The organism is Streptomyces sp. NPDC002845 (genome assembly GCF_053591955.1).
On record NZ_JBSFUU010000125.1, the window covers coordinates 1 to 20,074 of the forward strand.

15 protein-coding genes are annotated in these 20,074 nt (G+C 71.2%); 7 read left to right on the forward strand and 8 right to left on the reverse strand.

Features of this window, described 5'->3' with window-relative positions:
- Positions 1-72 precede the first annotated feature (72 nt).
- The 3 genes from ACWD3C_RS45005 to ACWD3C_RS45015 form a co-directional block, all read right to left on the reverse strand.
- Positions 73-1,728, reverse strand: a complete 1,656-nt coding sequence (locus ACWD3C_RS45005) for a tetratricopeptide repeat protein (RefSeq protein ID WP_451154028.1) — start codon at positions 1,726-1,728, stop codon at positions 73-75.
- A 169-nt stretch (positions 1,729-1,897) separates the two neighbouring features.
- On the reverse strand, positions 1,898-2,800 hold the full coding sequence (locus ACWD3C_RS45010; protein ID WP_451154006.1) for a 5'-methylthioadenosine/S-adenosylhomocysteine nucleosidase family protein: 903 nt from the start codon (positions 2,798-2,800) through the stop codon (positions 1,898-1,900).
- 107 nt (positions 2,801-2,907) lie between these two features.
- Complete coding sequence (locus tag ACWD3C_RS45015; protein ID WP_451154008.1) at positions 2,908-3,252, reverse strand: hypothetical protein; 345 nt, start codon at positions 3,250-3,252, stop codon at positions 2,908-2,910.
- Positions 3,253-3,270: 18 nt separating this feature from the next.
- Here ACWD3C_RS45015 and ACWD3C_RS45020 point away from each other — a divergent pair, with 18 nt between their 5' ends.
- Both ACWD3C_RS45020 and ACWD3C_RS45025 read left to right on the forward strand, forming a co-directional pair.
- Entirely contained in the window at positions 3,271-3,840 is a 570-nt protein-coding gene (locus ACWD3C_RS45020; RefSeq protein ID WP_451154010.1) for a hypothetical protein, read from the forward strand.
- A gap of 72 nt (positions 3,841-3,912) precedes the next feature.
- Positions 3,913-6,345: an ATP-binding protein gene (locus ACWD3C_RS45025; protein WP_451154012.1), complete on the forward strand. Its 2,433-nt coding sequence runs from the start codon at positions 3,913-3,915 to the stop codon at positions 6,343-6,345.
- Here ACWD3C_RS45025 and ACWD3C_RS45030 read toward each other — a convergent pair.
- Positions 6,342-7,067, reverse strand: coding sequence for a response regulator (locus ACWD3C_RS45030; RefSeq protein WP_451154014.1), 726 nt, complete (start codon positions 7,065-7,067; stop codon positions 6,342-6,344). The two genes, ACWD3C_RS45025 and ACWD3C_RS45030, sit on opposite strands and share 4 nt — an antisense overlap.
- Positions 7,064-8,863, reverse strand: a complete 1,800-nt coding sequence (locus ACWD3C_RS45035; RefSeq protein ID WP_451154016.1) for an ATP-binding protein — start codon at positions 8,861-8,863, stop codon at positions 7,064-7,066. The genes ACWD3C_RS45030 and ACWD3C_RS45035 overlap by 4 nt, the downstream gene beginning before the upstream one ends.
- Positions 8,864-9,217: 354 nt before the next feature.
- Between ACWD3C_RS45035 and ACWD3C_RS45040 the strand changes: the two genes are divergently transcribed.
- From ACWD3C_RS45040 to ACWD3C_RS45060, 5 genes are all read left to right on the forward strand, one after another.
- On the forward strand, positions 9,218-10,606 hold the full coding sequence (locus ACWD3C_RS45040; RefSeq protein WP_451154018.1) for a cation:dicarboxylate symporter family transporter: 1,389 nt from the start codon (positions 9,218-9,220) through the stop codon (positions 10,604-10,606).
- Between the two features lie 283 nt (positions 10,607-10,889).
- Positions 10,890-11,318 carry a MerR family transcriptional regulator gene (locus tag ACWD3C_RS45045; protein ID WP_451154020.1) on the forward strand — a complete coding sequence of 143 codons (429 nt, stop codon included), beginning with the start codon at positions 10,890-10,892 and terminating at the stop codon, positions 11,316-11,318.
- A gap of 14 nt (positions 11,319-11,332) precedes the next feature.
- Complete coding sequence (locus ACWD3C_RS45050) at positions 11,333-11,647, forward strand: thioredoxin family protein (RefSeq protein ID WP_451154030.1); 315 nt, start codon at positions 11,333-11,335, stop codon at positions 11,645-11,647.
- Positions 11,648-11,768: 121 nt separating this feature from the next.
- Positions 11,769-14,054 (forward strand): HelD family protein, encoded by a 2,286-nt coding sequence (locus ACWD3C_RS45055; RefSeq protein WP_451154032.1) that lies wholly within the window; start codon positions 11,769-11,771, stop codon positions 14,052-14,054.
- Positions 14,055-14,258: 204 nt separating this feature from the next.
- Entirely contained in the window at positions 14,259-15,683 is a 1,425-nt protein-coding gene (locus tag ACWD3C_RS45060; RefSeq protein ID WP_451154022.1) for a cytochrome, read from the forward strand.
- 41 nt (positions 15,684-15,724) lie between these two features.
- On the opposite strand, the gene glgB is transcribed toward ACWD3C_RS45060, so the two are convergent.
- The 3 genes from glgB to ACWD3C_RS45075 all read right to left on the reverse strand — a co-directional run.
- Positions 15,725-18,367 (reverse strand): 1,4-alpha-glucan branching enzyme, encoded by a 2,643-nt coding sequence (gene glgB / locus ACWD3C_RS45065; protein WP_451154024.1) that lies wholly within the window; start codon positions 18,365-18,367, stop codon positions 15,725-15,727.
- 31 nt (positions 18,368-18,398) lie between these two features.
- Positions 18,399-19,823 carry a maltokinase N-terminal cap-like domain-containing protein gene (locus ACWD3C_RS45070; protein WP_451154026.1) on the reverse strand — a complete coding sequence of 475 codons (1,425 nt, stop codon included), beginning with the start codon at positions 19,821-19,823 and terminating at the stop codon, positions 18,399-18,401.
- Between the two features lie 138 nt (positions 19,824-19,961).
- Positions 19,962-20,074 (reverse strand): alpha-glucosidase C-terminal domain-containing protein (locus ACWD3C_RS45075; RefSeq protein ID WP_451154034.1); only part of this gene is annotated, 113 nt, incomplete at its 5' end.

Below are 20,074 nucleotides of genomic sequence, written 5' to 3' on the forward strand. Positions count from 1 at the left end.
TGGCGCCGCCGGCACCAAGCCATCGCGACAGCCTGCCACCAGCAACGACACCGCCATCACGACCAGCTGTGATCAAGAACTACAGCTGCCGTGTCGGTCCTTGATCGTCTGCCGTAAATCACGGGCCCGGGTGAGCGTTTTGACTGCCTCTGCCGTTCGGCCAACCGCAGTCAAAACATAGCCGAGGTTATGCAATGTGAAAGCCACGCTGCGGTGGTCTTCAGCAGCTTCGAAGAGGTCGAGTGCATGGGTGAAGGCATTGATTGCCTCCTCTCCCCGGTTGTCCCCCCCCAAAGCGAGGCCGAGGTGGTCCCAGGCGAAGGCCTCGTGGTGCTGATTGCCGATGGCCTGATAGAGGTCACGGGCATGGTTGAGGGCCTTGATCGCTTCTTTTGTGCGGCCCACCGCATACAGTGCAAAGCCGAGGTTGTCCTCCGCGATGGCCTCGAACAGGCGATCCTTGACTCGGGAGGCAGCTTCCTTGGCGGCGAGACTGACAGTGATCCAATCGTCGAAATACCGGCGCCAGTGCAGGTACACCGACAATCGTGTGGCCAGCTTTGCTGCCACACTTGCGTACCGTCGTTGTTCCGGCCCCCAACGTACTGCGGCTACCAGCCCTGCCCGCTCCCTGTCGAACCACGCCAAGGCTTCCGCCCGGGTGGCGAATCGTGCGGGCTCCGGCAGCCCTGGCATCCACCGCAACCGGTCGTCTGCTGCATCCGCCCACCGGCTGTAGAACCCCAGCACCCGCTCTCGCGCCGTCTCTCCCTCCTCCCGCAGACCTGCGTCGTCCGCCACCACACCCGTCCCATACGCCCGCACCAGGTCATGCAACCGCCACCGCACCGCCCCACCCACGACCGTGGCGGTAGCGAGGCTGGCGGCGGCCAGGTCCTCCAGGAGCCGCAGGGTGCCTTCCTCGTCCAGGTCGGCCAGGGTGGCCACGGCCTCCGTGCCCGTGTCGGAGCCGGGGGCCAGGGCCAGCAGACGCAGCAACCGGGCCTGGTCGGGCGGCAGGCGGCGGTACGACGTTTCCAGGACTGGGCGGAGGACGAGGGAGCGGCCGTACTGGTCCGTACCTCGGCTGCTGTCGTCGAGGACGGACGTCGGGTCCCCAGCGCTCTTGATGTCGGCCACGAGTGAGGCGATGTCCCGATGGCGACGTCTGCGCAGCATCGCGGACGCGATCTGGAGGGCCAGCGGCAAGTGGCCGCAGAGTGAGGTCAGTTCGCGAAGGGCGTCCGGTTCACGGGACGGACGGTCGTCGCGGCTGTCGAAATCCTGGAGGGCGCGTGTCACCAGGGCGGCCGAGTCGTCCTCGGCCAGGGTCTCCAGGTCGACCAGGCGAAGAGGGAGGGAGTCCGGACGGTCGCGGGAGGTGATCAGTACGCGGTGGTGGCCGGTGCCGGGCAGCAGGGGGAGGAACTGCGACGGGGCGGAGGCGTTGTCGAGGATCAGCAACGTCCGCCCCGCCCGCCCGGCGAGATGCCCCCGGTACGCGTCGTACTGTCGTGCCGTCGTCTTTGGCAGATTTGTTCCACGCACGTCGAGCGCGTCGAGGAGGGCCAGGACCGCCTGGTCGGCGGTGACAGGGTTGTCGTCGTACCCGCGAAGGTCGACGAAAAGCGTCCCGCCGGGGAACCAGCCCCTCGAACATGCCTGGTGAGCGGCCTCGATCGCCAGTGCCGTCTTGCCGATGCCGCCCATGCCCGTGACCGCGGAGATGAGGAGAGGCGGCGCGGCTGTACCGCCGGGGGCGGGCGTGAGGTGGGTGAGCAGTTGATCCAAATCTGCCGATCGCCCTGTGAAGCCGAGAGGGCGCGGTGGCAGCGTGGCCGTCGCGACCGGGACCGGGCCATGGACCGTGCCGGGGCTGTGCTCGGCGGCCGTGTTCTTACCGTTGTCCGTCGTCGCCCCGTCGCGGCCCGACTGTCTTGCCGGTGACGGGCCCGTGGAAGGTGCTGCCACGAAAGTCGATGTGATCGCCGCCGTACTTGGCTCGGTCACCGCCGTCGTGGCTGCGAAAGGGCCCCTCCTTGGAGTCCGAGCCGGAGCCGGAGTCCGAGCCGCCGCGCGGCTGCTGCTTCCGGAGAACGGCGACCGCGACCCTGGCCGCCTGCTTGGCGGCCAGCTCCTGGGACCCCGAGGCGTCGGCCTTGTGTTTGCCGGGGTTGGCGCGGTCGCTGATGCCCCGGATCACGAGGGCGTCCAGCTGGCCGTTCAGGTGGGCGGCATGGGCAGCGCCCGAGCCCTCCATCTCGATGGCGCAGGCGTCGTTGTAGGTGCGCCGGATGTAGTCGGCGAACGCGGACTTGTCGTCGGCCAGGACGACGTCACCGCAGGCGATCGGTTTGTGGTGGCCGCGTACGCCGTCCTCCGTGTCACGAAGCGCCGAACGGGCCGTCTGCAACAGCCGGTGCGAACCGCGCCAGACCTCGGGCCGGGCGTGGAACCCCTCCGGGGTCTGCTTGCCGCCATGGATGGCGTACACCTTCGTGCCGACCACGACGTCGCCGATCTCGATGTCGTCCTTGAGCCCGCCCGCGACCCCGACGAAGAGCAGCACCTCCGGGCGGAGCCAGCCGACGATCTGCGTCGTCAACGCGGCGGCGTTCACGGCACCCTCGCCCAGCTCGGCGATCGCGAGGCTCCAGGGCGTGCCGTCGAGGCGGCCCTGCTCCATCCGGGTCCCGTCGTCGTGGACGATCTCGCGGGCGTCCGGCAGGTGGGCGCGTATGGCGTCGTACTCCACGGGGAGTGCTGTGAGGATGACCGCGGTGGGCTGTGTCGCTGGCACCTGTCCACGGTACTGCCAAGTCGACGACGCGGCGGGGGCGTTGGCCCGCGCTGCGGCGCGCTTGTCGCTGGCATGGCCCGGAGTGGCCGTGCTCTGTTCCCGGTCGGTCAGACGGTGACGAGACCGATCGCGGGCTGCCTCGGCAGATCCAGGGCTGCGGCGCACAGCTTCGGTATGTGGGAGCTGTCGGAGGCCACCATGCGGACCGGCGGCGGACACAGGGCGGCGGTGGCGACGACGATGGCGTCCACGAGGCATTCGTGCCCGCCCAGGCCGGTGGTGTCCAGGAGTCGCCCCGCCGTGTGGACGACGGTGTCGTCGACCGGCCTGATGCCGAACCGGGACAGGAGGAACGCCAGACGCTTGCCCGCCTGCCCAGTGCGCCGGACTTCGAGCCCGGGACGGACCTCTAGGGTGCTCTCAGTCGTCTGTCCAGTGGACGTGCTGGGCATCGGGGGAAGGGGGCCGGCGTGCCGGAGCCGGAACAGAGCGGCGTGACCGTCGGGCAGTTGCTGCTCGCCGAGTACCAGAGCGTCAAGGACGAGCAGAAGGCGCGCATCGGGTTCCGTGACAACCTGCTCTACGTGACGCTCGCGGTCGTGGCCGCCGTCATCGCCGCGGCGGCGCAGGCCAGGCAGGCGTCGATGCTGCTCGCGTTGCCGCCGGTGTGTGTCGTGCTCGGGTGGACGTACCTGGTCAACGACGAGAAGATCTCGGCGATCGGACGGTACGTACGGGACGAACTGGGCCCCCGCCTGACGCGACTCGCCCAGCCCGGCGGTGAGTTCGCGGCCTTCGGCTGGGAGACGGCACACCGGAGCGACGCGCGCCGCAGGTCCCGCAAGGCCATCCAGTGCGCGGTGGACCTGACGGCGTTCTGCGCGGTACCGCTGGCGGCGCTGGTGGTCTTCTGGGCCGACGGGGAGGGCGGCGCGCTGCTCGTCACGCTCTCGGTGCTGGAAGCCGTTGCGGTGGCCGGTCTCGGCGTACAGGTCGTGCTGTACGCGAGGCCGACGAGACCCGCGCGAACTCCCGGCTGACGCCGTACCGTTGGCCCATGACCTACGGCTCCGAGCGGGCCGGCGGTGCGGAGCGGGGGACGGAACAGGCACATGAGAGCGGCGTTGCTGGCGGCCCTGGCCGAAGGCGCGGGCGGGGACGCCGGGCGCCGGGCGGTGGAGGAACTGGCTCGGGCGCTGGGGCTGGAAGCGGGTGCGTCCGCGCAGGAATCCGCGCAGGCTCTACAGGCGCTCGCCGAAGCGGCGGGCCGTCCGGATCGGCGGGAGGCGGTACGGACCTGGGGCGACAGGGTGGCGGATCTGCTCGCCGCCGATCCGCGGGTCGCGGGCGCCGTGGCGGGGGCCATGGAGCGGCACGCGCCGGGCAGTGGGGCGGCCTGGTACGGCGGCGACCACACCGACTTCCGGGGCGGCGTCTTCCTGCGCGAGGTGGTCGGCGTCCAGATCGTGGTCCAGGAGACCAGGGCCGCCGCGCCGGAGGCCATGGCCTCGCTGCCGCCGAGGCCCGGTGGCTTCACCGGCCGTGGAGAGGAGACGGACGCGCTGCTGCGCGCGCTGGATCCGGGCGGGCCCCAGTCGCGGGACTCCACGGCGATCCTCGTCGCCGCCGTGTCCGGGCTCGGCGGTATCGGGAAGACCGCGCTCGCCGTCGAGACCGCCCACCTGGCCTGCGGGAAGGGCTGGTTCCCGGGCGGGGTGCTCTTCGTCGACCTGCACGGCTACGACGAGGAACCGGTCACCGCCGACCAGGCACTCCAGTCCCTGCTACGGGCCCTCGGGGTTCCGCCGGAGCACATCCCCGCCACGGCGGACGAGCGGGCGGTGCTCTACCGTTCGGCGCTGGCGCAGCGCGCCCAGGAGCGGGGCGCGGTGCTGCTCCTGGCCGACAACGCGTCGTCGCCGGACCAGGTCCGCCCGCTCCTCCCGGGCGACACCCGCCACCGCGTCCTGGTCACCTCCCGCGACCGCCTGCCCCAACTGGGGGCCCGGCTCCTGCCCTTGGACCAGCTCACACCCGAGGCCGCGTACGAACTCCTCGACCTCGCCCTGCGGATCGCCGACCCGCACGACAGCCGTGTCACGGACGACCCTGAGGTGGCCGGGCGACTCGCCGCCCTGTGCGGACACCTGCCGTTGGCCCTGCAAATCGCGGCGGCGCTACTGGCGGAGGACACGGGCATGCCGGTCGCGGAACTCGTCGACGAGCTCACCAAGTCCCACGATGCGTCCCACGACCGCTTGGTCCATCTCGACGATCTCTACGATGGCGAGCGCAGCGTCCGCGCCGCTTTCGAGCTCTCCTACCGCCGTCTGCTGCCCGACCAGGCCCGACTGCTGCGCCTGCTCGCCCTCGCCCCCGGACCCGACGCGAGCGACGAGGCCGTCGCCGCGCTGGTCGGCGCCGACGTTTCCCCGGTCCGGGACCTGAAGGACCTCGCCCGTGCGCATCTCGTCGAGCGGGGGAGCGGGCGTGGGCGGTGGCGGTTGCACGACCTGGTGCGGGCGTTCGGAGTGGGTGTGGTGGCGGGGGATGCGGGGTTGTGGGAGGAGGGGGAGGAGGCGCAGGTGCGGGTGCTGGGGTTCTATCTGCGGTGGACGGCTGCGGCTGATGCTCGGTTGCGGTGGCTGCCGGGGAGGGTGGAGCCGGAGCGGTTCGGGGACCGGGGGGAGGCGTTGGCGTGGCTGGACTCGGAGCGGGCGGGGCTGGTGGCGGCGGTGTCGTGGGCGCGGGAGGAGCGGTACGCGGAAGCGGCGGTGCGGCTGGCCGAGCATCTGGCGGTGTATCTCGACTGGCGGCGGTACTTCGACGACCTGACCACTGTCGCGCGTGCCGCGCGGGAGGCCGCCCACCGCGCCGGGGACCGTCACGGCGAGGCCATGGCGTGGAACAACCTCGGCAACGCCCTGCAGGAGACGGGCCGGGTGGAGGAGGCGGTCGAGGCCCTCACCCGTGCCGGCGACCTGCTCCAGGCCGCCGGGGATCGTCACGGCGGCCTGGCGTGGAACAACCTCGGCCTCGCCCTGCGGGAGGCGGGTCGGGTGGAGGAGGCGGTCGAGGCCCACACCCGTGCCCGTGACCTGGACCAGGCCGCCGGGGACCGTCACGGCGAGGCCATGGCGTGGAACAATCTCGGAAGCGCCCTGCAGGAGGCGGGCCGGGTGGAGGAGGCGATCGAGGCCCGCACCCGTGCCCGCGACCTGCTCCAGGCCGCCGGGGACCGCCACCGCGAGGCCAGCGCGTGGAACAACCTCGGCCTCGCCCTGCGTGAGGGGGGCCGCGTGGAGGAGGCGGTCGAGGCGCATGGCAAGGCCCTGGCGATCTATCGGGAGTTCGAGGACTGGTACGGCGCAGGCACGGTCCTCCAGAACCTGGCCGTCGCCCACGTGGCCGCCCACCGCCCGGCCGAGGCCCGCGCCCACTTGCTCCAGGCCGCCGACGCCTACACCCGCGCCGATGCCCCCACCAATGCCGCCCAAGCCCGCGACTGGGCCGCCGAACTCGACGCCACCGAACCCCCCGCCTAACGCCCCCGCTCGGCCGCCCCCCGAACCCACCGATACACCAACTCCGGCCGCCCCACCTGCCCGTACTGTGGACTCCGGGCCGCCCGCCCCGTGTCCACCAGGTGCTCCAGATACCGGCGAGCCGTGATCCGTGCGATGCCCACCGCCTCGGCCAGCCCCGCCGCCGTCAGGCCTTCGGCGCTCTCCCGCAACGCCACGGTGACGCGCTCAAGGGTCGGGGCGCTCAACCCCTTCGGCAGTGCCGCAGGCCCCGGCGCCCGCAGCGTCGCCAGCGCACGGTCCACCTCGTCCTGGCCGCTCGCCTCCCCCGCCGCCGCGTGGAACTCGGCGTACCGCACCAGCCGGTCCCGCAGCGTGGCGAAAGTGAACGGCTTCAGTACGTACTGCACCACCCCCAGCGAGACTCCCTCCCGGACCACCGCCAGATCCCGCGCCGACGTCACCGCTATCACGTCCGCGTGATATCCGGCCGCCCGCAACGAGCGCGCCAATTGCAGACCGTGCACGTCCGGGAGGTGGAGGTCCAGGAGGAGCAGGTCCACGGGGGTGCGGTCCAGGGCGCGGCGGGCCTCCGCGCCGGTGTGTGCCTTGCCGACCGCCGTGAAGCCGGGGACGCGGTCCACGTACATGACGTGCGCGTCCGCCGCGACGGGGTCGTCCTCCACGACCAGCACGCGGATCGGCTGCTCGGCGGTCGTCGTCGTGCGTCTCGCCTCGGTCATACGTCGTCTCCAGGCACTCCGGGCACTCCAGGCACGCCGGACATTCCGGGGCCTCCAAGCACTACAGGCTCTCCGGGCGCGGCGGAGTGCGCGGGGACCTCCGGGATCTCTCCGGCTGTCGCCCCATGGTCGCCCGGTGCCGTGGCGGGGCCGGCCCCCGGCAACGGCAGCCGTACCTCGAACTCGGCCCCGCCCCCGGGCGCCTCCGCCACCGTGAGCGTTCCGCCGTGGCGGCGTACGGCCTGGCGTACAAGGGCGAGGCCCAGGCCGCGGCCGCCGGGGCCTGCCGGCTTTGTCGAGAAGCCGCGCTCGAAGACCGCCTCGGCGTGCTCCGGGTCCACGCCGGCGCCGGTGTCGGCGACGCGCAGCACCAGCACGGAGGCATCGGAGGCGCTGGAGGCGTCCGCATACGCCGTCACGGAGGCGTCCGTGTACGCCGTCACCGTCACCCGTGCCCCGACCGACCCCTGGGCCGCGTCGACGGCGTTGTCGATCAGGTTGCCGAGGACGGTCACCAGGTCGCGGGCGGGGAGGGAGGGCGGGAGGAGGCCGTCGTCCATGCGACTGTCGTCCGACACCACCAGCTCGACGCCCCGCTCGTTCGCCTGTGCCGCCTTGCCCAGCAGCAGGGCGGCAAGCACCGGCTCGCTCACCGCCGCGACCACCTGGTCCGTCAGGGCCTGGGCCAGTTCCAGTTCCGCCGTGGCGAAGTCGATCGCCTCGTCGGAGCGGCCCAGTTCGATGAGGGAGACGACGGTGTGGAGGCGGTTGGCGGCCTCGTGGGCCTGGGAACGGAGTGCCTGTGTGAAGCCGCGTTCGGAGTTCAACTCGCCCATCAGGGACTGGAGTTCGGTGACATCGCGGAGGGTGGCCACCGTGCCCCGGCGCTGACCGCCCGAGACCGGGGAGGTGTTGACCACCAGGACCCGTTCGGCCGTCAGGTGCACCTCGTCCACGCGGGGCTCGGAGGCCAGCAGGGCGCCCGTGAGAGGGGCGGGCAGGGCGAGGTCGGCGACGGAGCGGCCGACCACCTCCTCCCTCACCCCCAGCAACGCCCGCGCGCCGTCGTTGATCAGGGCGATGCGGTACTGGCCGTCGAGCATCAGCAGGCCCTCGCGTACGGCGTGCAGGGCGGCCTCGTGGTAGTCGTGCATGTTGCTGAGCTCGGCGGCGTTCATGCCGTGGGTGTGGCGGCGCAGGCGGGCGTTGACGACGTAGGTGCCGACACCGCCCAGGGCCAGGGCGCCCGCGGCGACGCCGACGAGTGCGGTGACCTGCTTCTGGACGCGTTCGCTGATCGCCTCGACCCTGATGCCCGCGCTGACCAGGCCGACGATCTTTCCGCCGTCCCGGACGGGCGTGACCGCTCGTACGGACGGGCCGAGGGTCCCGGTGTACGTCTCGGTGAACGACCTGCCGTCGAGGGCCGGCTCGATGTGCCCGAGGAAGCGCCGGCCTATCTGCTCCGGGCTGGGGTGGGTCCAGCGGATGCCCTCGGTGTTCATGATCGTGACGAAGTCGACGTCGGTGTCCTGCCGCACCTGATTCGCGTACGGCTGGAGGGTCGCCGTCGGGTCGTCGGTGCGGATGGCCTCCCGTACGGTCGGCGCGTCCGCCACCGCGCGGGCCACCCCCATCGCCTGGCGGCCCGCCGCCTCCTCCGTCTGGCTGCGGTCGCCGACGTACGTGAACAGCGCGTACCCGGCGACCACCACCGCCAGCAGCACGGCCTGCACGGCGAAGAGCTGGCCGGCGAGGCTGCGGGGGCGGAGGAGGCGTGGGACGGGGACGCGCATGCCAACAGTCTGCCTCCACGGGTGAGCGTGAACTCAATGAACGGAAGGGTGACCGCCCTCACAGGGCGGGAGATAGTCACCCCATCCCCCGGGACGCGGCTCCCGGCCCCGGGAGCCGACCGGCTCCCACCCCCTGGGAGCCCCCACTCCCGACCCGGGAGCCCGCCTCCCACCAGCCGCACCCCCGGGAGCCGACCGGCTCCCACCCCTGGGAGTCCGCACTCTCGCCCCGGGAGCCCCAGGCTCCCACCCCCGGGAGTCCGTCTCCCACCCGGGAGCCCCGGCTCCCACCATCCCCCGGTCGTGAGCCGCACACCGGATGAGCCGACGACGTCGTCGACGAGGAGGGCAGCCGTGGCCAGCACCACAGATACGGCACCTACCGCACCCGCCGCCAAGCGGGACCGCACGCACTACCTGTACATCGCCGTGATCGTGGCCGTGGCCCTCGGCATCGCCGTGGGCCTCATCGCGCCCGACTTCGCGGTCGAGCTGAAGCCCATCGGCACCGGCTTCGTGAACCTGATCAAGATGATGATCTCGCCGATCATCTTCTGCACGATCGTGCTGGGCATCGGCTCCGTACGGAAGGCCGCCAAGGTGGGCGCGGTCGGCGGCATCGCGCTCGGCTACTTCCTGGCGATGTCGTTCGTCGCCCTCGGTATCGGCCTGGTCGTCGGCAACATCCTGGAGCCGGGCACCGGCCTCGCGGTGACCGACGCGGTCAAGGAGACCGGCCAGGCGCAGGTGTCGGAGGCCAAGGACACCACCGAGTTCCTGCTGGGCATCATCCCGACCACGATCGTCTCCGCGTTCACCGAGGGCGAGGTGCTGCAGACGCTGTTCGTCGCCCTGTTCGCCGGGTTCGCCCTGCAGGCCATGGGCTCGGCCGGGCAGCCGATCCTGCGTGGGATCGAGCACATCCAGCGGCTCGTCTTCCGCATCCTCGCGATGATCATGTGGGCCGCCCCGATCGGTGCCTTCGGCGCCATCGCCGCCGTCACCGGGTCCGCGGGCCTGGACGCCCTCAAGAGCCTCGCCGTGCTGATGCTCGGCTTCTACGTCACCTGCGTGCTCTTCATCTTCGTCATCCTCGGCACGCTGCTGCGGATCGTCGCGGGCCTGAACATCTTCACGCTCTTCAAGTACCTGGGCCGCGAGTTCCTGCTGATCCTGTCCACCTCCTCCTCCGAGTCCGCGCTGCCGCGGCTCATCGCGAAGATGGAGCACCTGGGCGTCAGTAAGCCCGTGGTCGGCATCACCGTCCCGACCGGGTACTCCTTCAACCTCGACGGCACCATGATCTACATGACCATGGCGTCCCTGTTCATCGCCGACGCCCTGGGTACGCCGATGTCGGTCGGCGAGCAGATCCCGCTGCTGCTCTTCCTGCTGGTCGCCTCGAAGGGCGCGGCCGGTGTGACGGGCGCGGGTCTGGCCACCCTCGCCGGTGGCCTCCAGTCCCACAAGCCCGCCCTGGTGGACGGCATCGGCCTCATCGTCGGCATCGACCGCTTCATGAGCGAGGCCCGCGCCCTCACCAACTTCGCGGGCAACGCCGTCGCCACGGTCCTGATCGGCACCTGGACCAAGGAGATCGACAAGGAGCGGGTCGAGCAGGTCCTCGCCGGCGGGCTGCCCTTCGACGAGAAGACCCTGCTGGACGACCACGGCTCCGAGGCCGCCCCCGACCCGGACGCCGTACCGGAGGCGGGCGGCGAGAAGGAGCTGGCCAAGGCCTGAGCGACCCCGGGCAGGTCCGCCCCCCCATGGACGCCGAGCGGCTGAGCACTCCCCCGTAGCTCAGCCGCTCGGCTCTTTCATGGCTTGACAACGGTCAGAGACCCCGACTGTTTTGGTCAGAGAATCTTTCCCATCCGAGTGGGTGGTGAGTCCCATGGGTGCGGTGCGGTGCCGGGCGTGGTGCTGGGGACCGATGAGCGCCGACGCGGCCGTGGGCCGGGCGCGGCTCCGTTCCCGTGAAGGCCGTTGCCCTGACGCCGACGTCAAGGATTACGGTCACTCCATGCGAATCGGCGAGCTGGCGGCGCGGGCCGGAACGACCACGAGGACGCTCAGGTACTACGAGTCACGGGGGCTGCTGCCCGCGCGGCGCAGCGGCAACGGATACCGGACGTACGACGAACGCGACCTGAGGCTGCTCACGCAGATCAGGACCCTGCAGGACTTCGGGTTCGACCTGGAGGAGACCCGGCCCTTCGTGGAATGTCTGCGGGCCGGTCACCCGGAGGGCGACGCGTGCCCGGCCTCGCTCGCGGTCTACCGGCGCAAGCTGGGCGAACTCGACGTGCTGATCGGCGAGTTGCAGGCTGTGCGCGCCCAGGTCGGGGCGCAGTTGGCCAGGGCCGAGCGGGCGCGGGACGAGCTGGCGGCCGAGGCGGAGGTTCCGGGCGGTCCGGAACCCGGATGCGAACTGGGAGGGATCGAGCGGTGATCAGGGCGGCAGGAGTGACCGAGGTGACGGACGCGGACTTCGAGGCGGAGGTGAGAGGCTCCGAATTGCCGGTGCTCGTCGAGTTCACCGCCGACTGGTGCCCGCCGTGCCGGCAGATGGGCCCGGTGCTGAGCGCCCTCGCCGCCGAGGAGGGCGAGCGGCTCAAGGTGGTCCAGCTGGACGTGGACACGAACCCCGTGACCACGAACGCGTTCAAGGTGCTGTCGATGCCGACGTTCATGGTGTTCCGCGGTGGCGAGCCGGTGAAGTCGATGGTGGGGGCCCGGCCCAAGCGCCGGCTGCTGGAGGAACTGTCCGACGTGCTCTGACCTCACCGGATACAGAGAAATCCCCCGAGCGCAATTGCGCTCGGGGGATTTCTCTGCGTATATTCAGTGGTTCGCGACTTCAAAAGAATGAGGTCGCGAGGAAGTTCAATAGCCACAGTATATTCGGCCGGGAGCGGAATTGTCAAACGCCGACTTTCCAGACAGTGAATTGCGTAACGAGCAGGAATTCATCGACGCGCTGTACGCACGCGTCGACGCCCTGCGCGGCGGCACCGAGGCGGCCGTGGCGGACGCGCTGGCGCAGGGCAGCACGCCGATGCAGGCCCGGCTCGAACGGGACGTGCTGGTCGCCGAACGCTCCGGCCTGCTCGCCGCGCTGAACGCCGTCGACGGCTCGCTCTGCTTCGGCCGGATCGACCTGACCTCCCACGACAGCCACCACATCGGCCGGATCGGCATCCGCGCGGACGACGCCGATCTCACCCCGATCCTGATCGACTGGCGGGCAGACGTCGCCCGCCCCTTCTACCTGGCCACCGGTCACACCCCGATGGGACTGCGCCGCCGCCGGCACATCACCACCGACGGCCGCCGAGTCACCGACTTGCACGACGAGATCCTCGACCTCGGCGACACCGAACGCACCGGCCACGAGGACCGCACCGGTGACGCCGTCCTGCTCGCCGCGCTCAACTCGGCCCGCACCGGCCGGATGGCCGACATCGTGCAGACCATCCAGGCCGAGCAGGACCGCATCATCCGCGCACCGCACCGGGGCGTCCTCGTCGTCGAGGGCGGGCCGGGCACCGGCAAGACGGCCGTCGCGCTGCACCGGGCCGCGTATCTCCTCTACGAACACCGGGAGTTGCTCGCCAAGCGTGCCGTACTGATCGTCGGCCCGAACCCCGCCTTCCTCGGCTACATCGGCGAGGTCCTCCCGGCGCTGGGCGAGACCGGCGTCCTGCTCGCGACGGTCGGCGAACTGTTCCCCGGCGTGCGGGCCAGGGCCACCGACACCCCGGCCGCGGCCCGCGTCAAGGGGCGCGCCGCCATGGCCGACGTGCTCGCCGAAGCCGTACGCGACCGGCAGGCCCTGCCCGACCCCGTGATCACCATCGAGCACGACCGCGAGGTCCTCATGCTCGACGACGACCTCGTCCGCGTCGCCCGCGAGCGCACCCGCGAGGCCCGGCTCCCGCACAACGTGGCCCGCGAGCACTTCGAGGGCCACATCCTCAACACCCTCACGGACATGGTCGCCGAACGCATCGGCACCGACCCGTACGACGGCACCAACCTCCTCGACGCCGCCGACATCACCCAGATCCGAGACGAACTCGCCGAGAACCCCGAAGTCTGGTCCGCCATCGACCAGTTGTGGCCCCTCCTCACCCCGCAGCGCCTGGTCGCCGACCTCCTCGCCGAACCCGACGCATACGTCTGCGAAGAGGACGCCGACGCCATCCGCCGCCCGGTGACGCGGGCGTGGACCGTGGCGGACGTACCCCTCCTCGACGAGGCGGCCGAACTCCTCGGCGAGGACGAGCGTCTGGCACGGGCGCGCGCCGAACGCGAGCGCGAGACGCAGGTCGCCTACGCCCAGAGCGTGCTGGACGTGTCGTACGCCTCCCGGACGTACGAGTTCGAGGACAAGGAGGACAGCGATCCCGATGGCTCGGAAGTCCTGTCCGCGCACGACATCATCGACGCCGAGCGGTTCGCCGAACGGCAGGAGGAGGACGACCACCGCAGCGCCGCCGAACGCGCGGCGGCCGACCGCACCTGGGCGTTCGGGCACATCATCGTGGACGAGGCGCAGGAGTTGTCGCCGATGGCGTGGCGGCTGCTGATGCGGCGTTCGCCGACCCGCTCGATGACCCTCGTCGGCGACCCGGCACAGACCGCCGAGGAGGCCGGCGTCGGCTCGTGGTCGGGCATCCTCTCCCCGTATGTCGAGGACCGCTGGGAGCACACCCGCCTCGGCGTCAACTACCGCACCCCGTCCGAGATCATGGACCTCGCCGCCGGTGTCGTACGCGCCGAGAACCCGTCCTTCGAGCCGCCGAGCTCCGTGCGCTCGACCGGCGTACGGCCCTGGGTGCGCGACGCGGCGGGCGACCTCCCCGGCGCGGTCGCGAAGGCCGTCGCCGAACTGACCCCGGCCGAGGGCCGACTCGCGGTGATCGCGCCGCGCGACCTCCGCCGGGCGCTGGCCGCGCGGCTGGACGGCGTGACGGCGGGCGCGGAGCCCGACCTGACCCATGCCGTGGTGCTGCTGGACCCGAGGCAGGCGAAGGGGCTGGAGTTCGACTCGGTGCTGGTCGTGGAGCCGGGGCGGTTCGGGACGAGTGACCTCTACGTGGCGCTGACGCGCGCGACGCAGGCGCTGGGGGTCGTGTACGGGCGGGAGGGGCTGCCGGGGGCGCTGCGGGCGGCGACGGGGTAGGGGCGGGGCCTGAGGCGGCCTGCGGGTGAGCCGCGGTATTCACTGCTCTTGGCCCTTGTCACCGCTTTGCCGCCTCACCCCGTTCTTCGCATCCACCGCATCCATTCACCACATCCACCGCACTGATCACACTCATCACCAACCCGTAACAGTTCATGCCATCGTCACTGCACGTGTATGTGCGATGCGGTATGCGTGTTCGTCATGGACTCATACGCGTTCGCCGCTGCCCCGGAGGGCAGTCCACGGCTCGATTCGCTGCCCGTGGAACCGCTGCTCACCTCGGAGTTCGACGCCGATCCGGGCAGTGTGTACAAGCGGCTGCGGCGTACGCACGGTCCTGTGGCACCCGTTGCCCTGATGGGCGTTCCGGTCTGGCTCGTTCTCGACTACCGCGAGGTTCTGGAGGTGCTGCGCACCGAGAGCGTGTGGCGGCGGGACGTACGGCACTGGCGGGCGCGGGCGGAGGGGCGGCTGCCGCAGGACTGGCCGCTGCTCGCCGGGTACGAGGTACGGCAGATGATGTTCTTCGACGACGAGGAGCACCGGGCCGCGCGCGGGGCGTACCACTCGGCCATGCGGCCCTTCCAGGACGGGCACAGCCCCGAGGGGTGGGAGCTGCGGAACGCCGTCGCCCGGTACGCCGACGAGCTGGTCGCGATGCTCGCGGCGGAGTCCGGGGCGGCCGGGTTCGCGGATCTGGCGGCGCAGTACACGCGGCCGTTGCTGCTGATGGTGACCACCAAGTTGTTCGGCTGTCCGGTCGAGCTGGGCGACGAGTTGGTCATGGACCTGTGGCGGATGCTGGACGGCGGGCCCGAAGCGGGGCCCGCGACCGCGCGGGCGCTGGCCGCGATGACGAGGCTGGCGGCGCATCGGCGGGAGGTGCCCGGGGACGACCTGACGTCGTACATGCTGCTGTCCGACCCGTCGCTGTCGGACGAACAGCTGGGCCGGGAGCTGTTCATGAACGCCGTGTACCTGAACGACATCACCGGGAACATGGTCTGCAACACCCTGCTGGAGGTGTTGCGGGGCAACGCGACGGTACGGCGCAGTCTGGCGTCCGGGCGGATCGGGGAGACCGTCAACCGGGCGGCGCTGGTGACTCCGCCGGTGGCCAACATGTGTTTCCGGTTCGCGGCGCGTGATGTGCGGCTGGGCAACTACTGGGTGCGGGCCGGGGACATCGTGTCGCCATCCGTCGCCGCCGCCCATCAGGATCTGCTGGACATCGGGGCCTCCCACATCGTCGAGTCCACGATCAGTACGCGGGCGCATCTGGCGTGGGGGGCCGGGCCGCACCAATGCCCCAGTGCTGCCCGGGAGCTGGCCCGCACCATCGTGACCACCGCCGTGGGGCGCGTCTTCGACCACTTCACCAAGGCGGAACTGACTCTGCCGCCGGATCAGTTGCCGTGGCGGTCGGGGCCGGTGGTACGGGGGCTGCGGCTCCTCCCCGTCCGCTACGAACTGTCCCCCGCCAGCGCGGCCCGCCGCCCCGCGCCCGACCCTCGCCGCGGCGGCCCGTCCCCGACCAGCACCCCGGCCCACGCGGCCGACCGCCAGGCCAGGGGTGTGCTGTCGGCGCTGCGGCGGTTGATGTTCGGCGCGCGGAAGTCTGGGTGACGTGGGGGTGGGACGGGAAGGGGCGCCGGGGGCGAGGAACCCTACGCCGGGCGGAGCCACACCGTTGACAGGGGTGGCAGCGTCGCCCGGATGCTGGCCGGGTGGCCGTGCCAGGGCTGGGGCTCGGGCTTGACGGGGTGGGGGTTGGTCACGCCACCGCCTCCGTAGGGAGCGGCGTCGGTGTTGAGGACCTCGTGCCAGGCGGGAACGTCGTCCGGGACTCCGAGCCGGTACTCGTGCCGGACGACGGGAGAGAAGTTGGACACGGACAGCAGCGGCGAGCCCTCCGCGTCGTAACGGAGGAACGCGAACACGTTGTCCTCGGCCGCGTCCCCGACGACCCAGGCGAACCCGGAGGGTTCGACGTCCCGTTCCCACAGGGCAGGGGTCGCGCGGTAGACGGCGTTGAGGTCGCGGACCAGGTCACGGATGCCACGGTGGTCGGCCTCCGCCCCGTAGCCGGGGTCGAGCAGCCACCAGTCCGGCCCGTGCCCCTCCGACCACTCCGCCCCCTGGGCGAACTCCTGGCCCATGAACAACAGTTGCTTGCCGGGGTGGGCCCACATGAAGCCCAGGTAGGCACGGTGGTTGGCCCGCTGCTGCCACCAGTCGCCCGGCATCTTCGACACCAGCGAACCCTTGCCGTGCACCACCTCGTCGTGCGAGATGGGCAGCACGTAGTTCTCGCTGTAGGCGTACACCATCGAGAAGGTCATCTCGTTGTGGTGGTACTTGCGGTGGACGGGTTCCTTGGCCATGTAGCCGAGGGAGTCGTGCATCCAGCCCATGTTCCACTTCAGGCCGAAGCCAAGGCCGCCGAAGCCCCCCGGCCCCATGTGGTGCGTGGCCCGTGTGACCCCGTCCCAGGCGGTCGACTCCTCGGCGATGGTCACGACACCCGGCTCACGCCGGTACACGGTCGCGTTCATCTCCTGCAGGAACGCCACCGCGTCGAGGTTCTCCCGGCCGCCGTGCACATTCGGCGTCCACTGCCCCGGCTCCCGCGAGTAGTCCAGGTACAGCATCGACGCCACGGCATCGACCCGCAGCCCGTCGATGTGGAACTCCTCGCACCAGTACACCGCGTTGGCCACCAGGAAGTTCCGCACCTCCCGCCGCCCGTAGTCGAACTCCAGCGTCCCCCAGTCGGGATGCGCCGCCCGCGCCGGATCCCCGTGCTCGTACAGCGGACACCCGTCGAACTCGGCCAACGCCCAGTCGTCCCGCGGGAAATGGGCGGGCACCCAGTCCATCAGGACCCCGACCCCGGCCCGGTGCAGCGCGTCCACCAGGTACTTGAAGTCGTCCGGTGTGCCCAGACGGGCGGTCGGGGCGTAGAAGCCCGTCACCTGGTAGCCCCAGGAACCCCCGAAGGGGTGCTCGGCGACCGGCAACAGCTCGACGTGCGTGAAGCCCAGGTCCTTGACGTACTCCGGGAGTTGCTCGGCCAGCTGACGGTACGTCAGTCCGGGGCGCCAGGACGGCAGATGCACCTCGTACACCGAGAACGGGGACGCGTGGACGGGACGCTCGGCCCTGGCGGTCATCCATTCCTCGTCGCCCCATTCGTAGTGGCTCGCGTGCACGATCGACGACGTGTTGGGCGGCGTCTCGGTCCGCCGGGCCAGCGGATCGGCCCGCAGGGTCTTCGAACCGTCGGGCCGGGTGATCTCGAACTTGTACAGCTCCCCCTCGCCGATCCCGGGAACGAACAGCTCCCACACCCCGGAGGAGCCCAGCGAACGCATCGGATATCCCGTGCCGTCCCAGAAGTTGAACGTGCCGGCGAGCCGTACGCCGCGTGCGTTCGGCGCCCACACCGTGAAGCGCGTACCGGTGACTCCCTGGTGCGTCATCGGCTCGGCGCCCAACGCCCTCCACAGCTGCTCGTGCCGCCCCTCACCGATCAGGTGAATGTCGAACTCGCCGATCGCGGGCAGGAAGCGGTACGCGTCCTCGACCTCCTGCACCGTCCCCTCGTACTCGATCAGCAGCCGGTACGACGCCGGCACCGCCCGCAGTGGCAGCAGGCCCGAGAAGAACCTGTCCCCGTCGTCGTGCAGTTCGGCCCGCAGTTCGTCCGTGACGACGGTGACCCCGAGCGCGTACGGCCGGAAGGCCCGGAACACGACGCCTCCGGGCGCGGGGTGCGCCCCGAGGACGGAGTGCGGGGCGTGGTGCGTACCGCTGAGCAGCCGGTCGCGGTCACTGCCGTCGATGGCGGGGGAGAAGGCGATGGGCTCGGTAGGCCCGGTCACGGTCGTGGTGCCCGTCGGCCGGGAGGCGCCCGGCATCGACTCGGGCGACTTCCTCGGCTTCACCACCTTCTTCGCGGCGGCCTGCTGCGCGGGAGCCTTCTTGGCCACGGCCTTCGTGGCGGTCGTCTTCGCCGCTGCCTTCTTTGCCACCGCCTTCTTCGCCGTTGTCTTCTTCCCGGCTGTCTTCTTCGACACCGTCTTCTTCCCGGCTGTCTTCTTCACGGCCGTGGCGTCGGCCTTCGCGGCAGTCTTCTTCACCGCCGCCGCCCCCTCGGCGGTCTTCTTCGCCACAGCTTTCGCCGTGCTCTTCTTGGCCACCGCTTTCTTCCCTGCCGTCTTCTTTCCGGCAACGGCCGCCTTCTTCGCGCCGGCCTTGCCTTCGGTGGTCTTCTTCGTGCTGTCGTCGGACGGGGGGCGGTCAGTCACAGGTACGGCCTCCTCGGCAGGAACGGGATGGTCAGGAAATCTCGGGAGCGTGATCGTTCACGGCGAGCCGGCACACCGCCGCCAACGGCACCGGCAGCCACTCGGGCCGGTGCCGGGCCTCGTAGACGACCTCGTACACCGCCTTGTCCGTCTCGTAGGCGCGCAGCAGTACGGGGTCGGTGCGCGGATCGACGCCGGTGATCTCCGCGTACCCGGCGCAGTACGCGGCCCGGCAGGCGGACGCCCAGCCGCCCACCAGGGGTTCGTGGGAGTGGGCCGCGTAGTCGAAGGAGCGCAGCATGCCCGCGATGTCGCGCGCGGTGGGCTGGGGCATCCGGCGCTCGGCGAGGGGCTTGGACGGCTCGCCCTCGAAGTCTATGAGCGACCACTCCCCGTCGGGCGAGCGCAGGCACTGGCCCAGATGCAGGTCGCCGTGGATGCGCTGGGCCGTCCACATGCGGCCCTCGGCCGCCAGGCCCGCCAGCGCCTCGTACGCCGTGCGCAGCCCCGGCGCGTACGGCCGCAGCGCCGGTACCGTCTGCGTGGCCGCGTCCAGCCGTTCGAGCATGCCGTCGACGAGCAGCTCCAGTTGGGGACGGCCGAGCGTGACCGTCGGCAGCGCCCGCGCCAGCGCCGTGTGCACCTCGGCCGTCGCACGCCCCAGCGCCCGCGCCTCCGCCGTGAAGTCCTCACCCTTGGCCAGCTCGCGCAGCGCCAGCTCCCAGCCGTCCGTGGCGCCCTGTACGAAGGGCTGGAGCACTCCGAGGACGTATGTGTCGTCAGGGGCGGAGGTGGTGGGGAGTCCGGCCGTCAGCCAGCCCGCCGGCGCCGGTACCCGGGGGCAGCCCTCGCGGGCCAGCATGAGCGGAAGTTCCAGGTCGGGGTTGACGCCGGGCGCGATCCGGCGCAGTAGCTTCAGGATGAACGTGTCGCCGTAGACGATCGAGGAGTTGGACTGCTCGGCGGTCATCACCCGGGGTATGAGACCGGCGCGTATCTCATGGCGGGCGTTCCGTTCGAAGCGCAGGTCGCCGACGCGCGCCCCCGTGCGCAGCGCTTCGAGGAGCACATCGGCGGGGCGGGGGTCGTACAGCGCCTCGTACACCGTCCGCCCTGCCAGCGGCCCCTCCTCCAGATGCCCGATCAGCGCGGGCGCCAGCCGTGGCGGCAGGGTCTCGCGCACGCCGATGAGGAGTTGGTAGCAGTCGGCCGGATGACTGACGGCCCCCTGTGTCGGCACCAGCGGCTGATGGGCCTGTACGAGGAGGTGGAGCAGCCCCAGCTTCGAGGACACGGGCAGCAGTTCGGTCGCCGCGACCAGCGTGAACCCGGTGACCGGCCGCCCTTTGCCCGCGAACCACCGCTGTCGCGGCAGCCACTCCCGCAACAGCGGATCGAGGGAGGCGAGCAGCCCAGGACTTGTCGCTGTGGAGTGCGGCGTGACGGCTTCCGACATGGCGTCGCGTCCTTTCGCCCCTTTTTCTGGTTCGCCTACCGGGCGCTACAGCCGCTCCGGCTCACGGGCGGTCGGGGTGTTACTGATGCGTGCCCCCGGCGGGACGGGAGAAACCGCCCCGCGCGGGGTTCCGGACGGCTACACGGTGTCCTTGCGCAGCCTGAACCAGTAGAAGCCGTGGCCTGCGAGGGTGAGCAGGTACGGCAGTTGGCCGATGGCGGGGAAGCGGACGCCGCCGATGAGTTCGACGG

Excerpts from the sequence above, each read along its gene's own strand:
- ACWD3C_RS45015 (WP_451154008.1), bottom strand. The coding sequence starts at position 3,252 with ATGCCCAGCACGTCCACTGGACAGACGACTGAGAGCACCCTAGAGGTC.
- ACWD3C_RS45025 (WP_451154012.1), top strand. The coding sequence starts at position 3,913 with ATGAGAGCGGCGTTGCTGGCGGCCCTGGCCGAAGGCGCGGGCGGGGAC.
- ACWD3C_RS45030 (WP_451154014.1), bottom strand. The coding sequence starts at position 7,067 with ATGACCGAGGCGAGACGCACGACGACGACCGCCGAGCAGCCGATCCGC.
- ACWD3C_RS45035 (WP_451154016.1), bottom strand. The coding sequence starts at position 8,863 with ATGCGCGTCCCCGTCCCACGCCTCCTCCGCCCCCGCAGCCTCGCCGGC.
- ACWD3C_RS45045 (WP_451154020.1), top strand. The coding sequence starts at position 10,890 with ATGCGAATCGGCGAGCTGGCGGCGCGGGCCGGAACGACCACGAGGACG.
- ACWD3C_RS45060 (WP_451154022.1), top strand. The coding sequence starts at position 14,259 with ATGGACTCATACGCGTTCGCCGCTGCCCCGGAGGGCAGTCCACGGCTC.
- ACWD3C_RS45070 (WP_451154026.1), bottom strand. The coding sequence starts at position 19,823 with ATGTCGGAAGCCGTCACGCCGCACTCCACAGCGACAAGTCCTGGGCTG.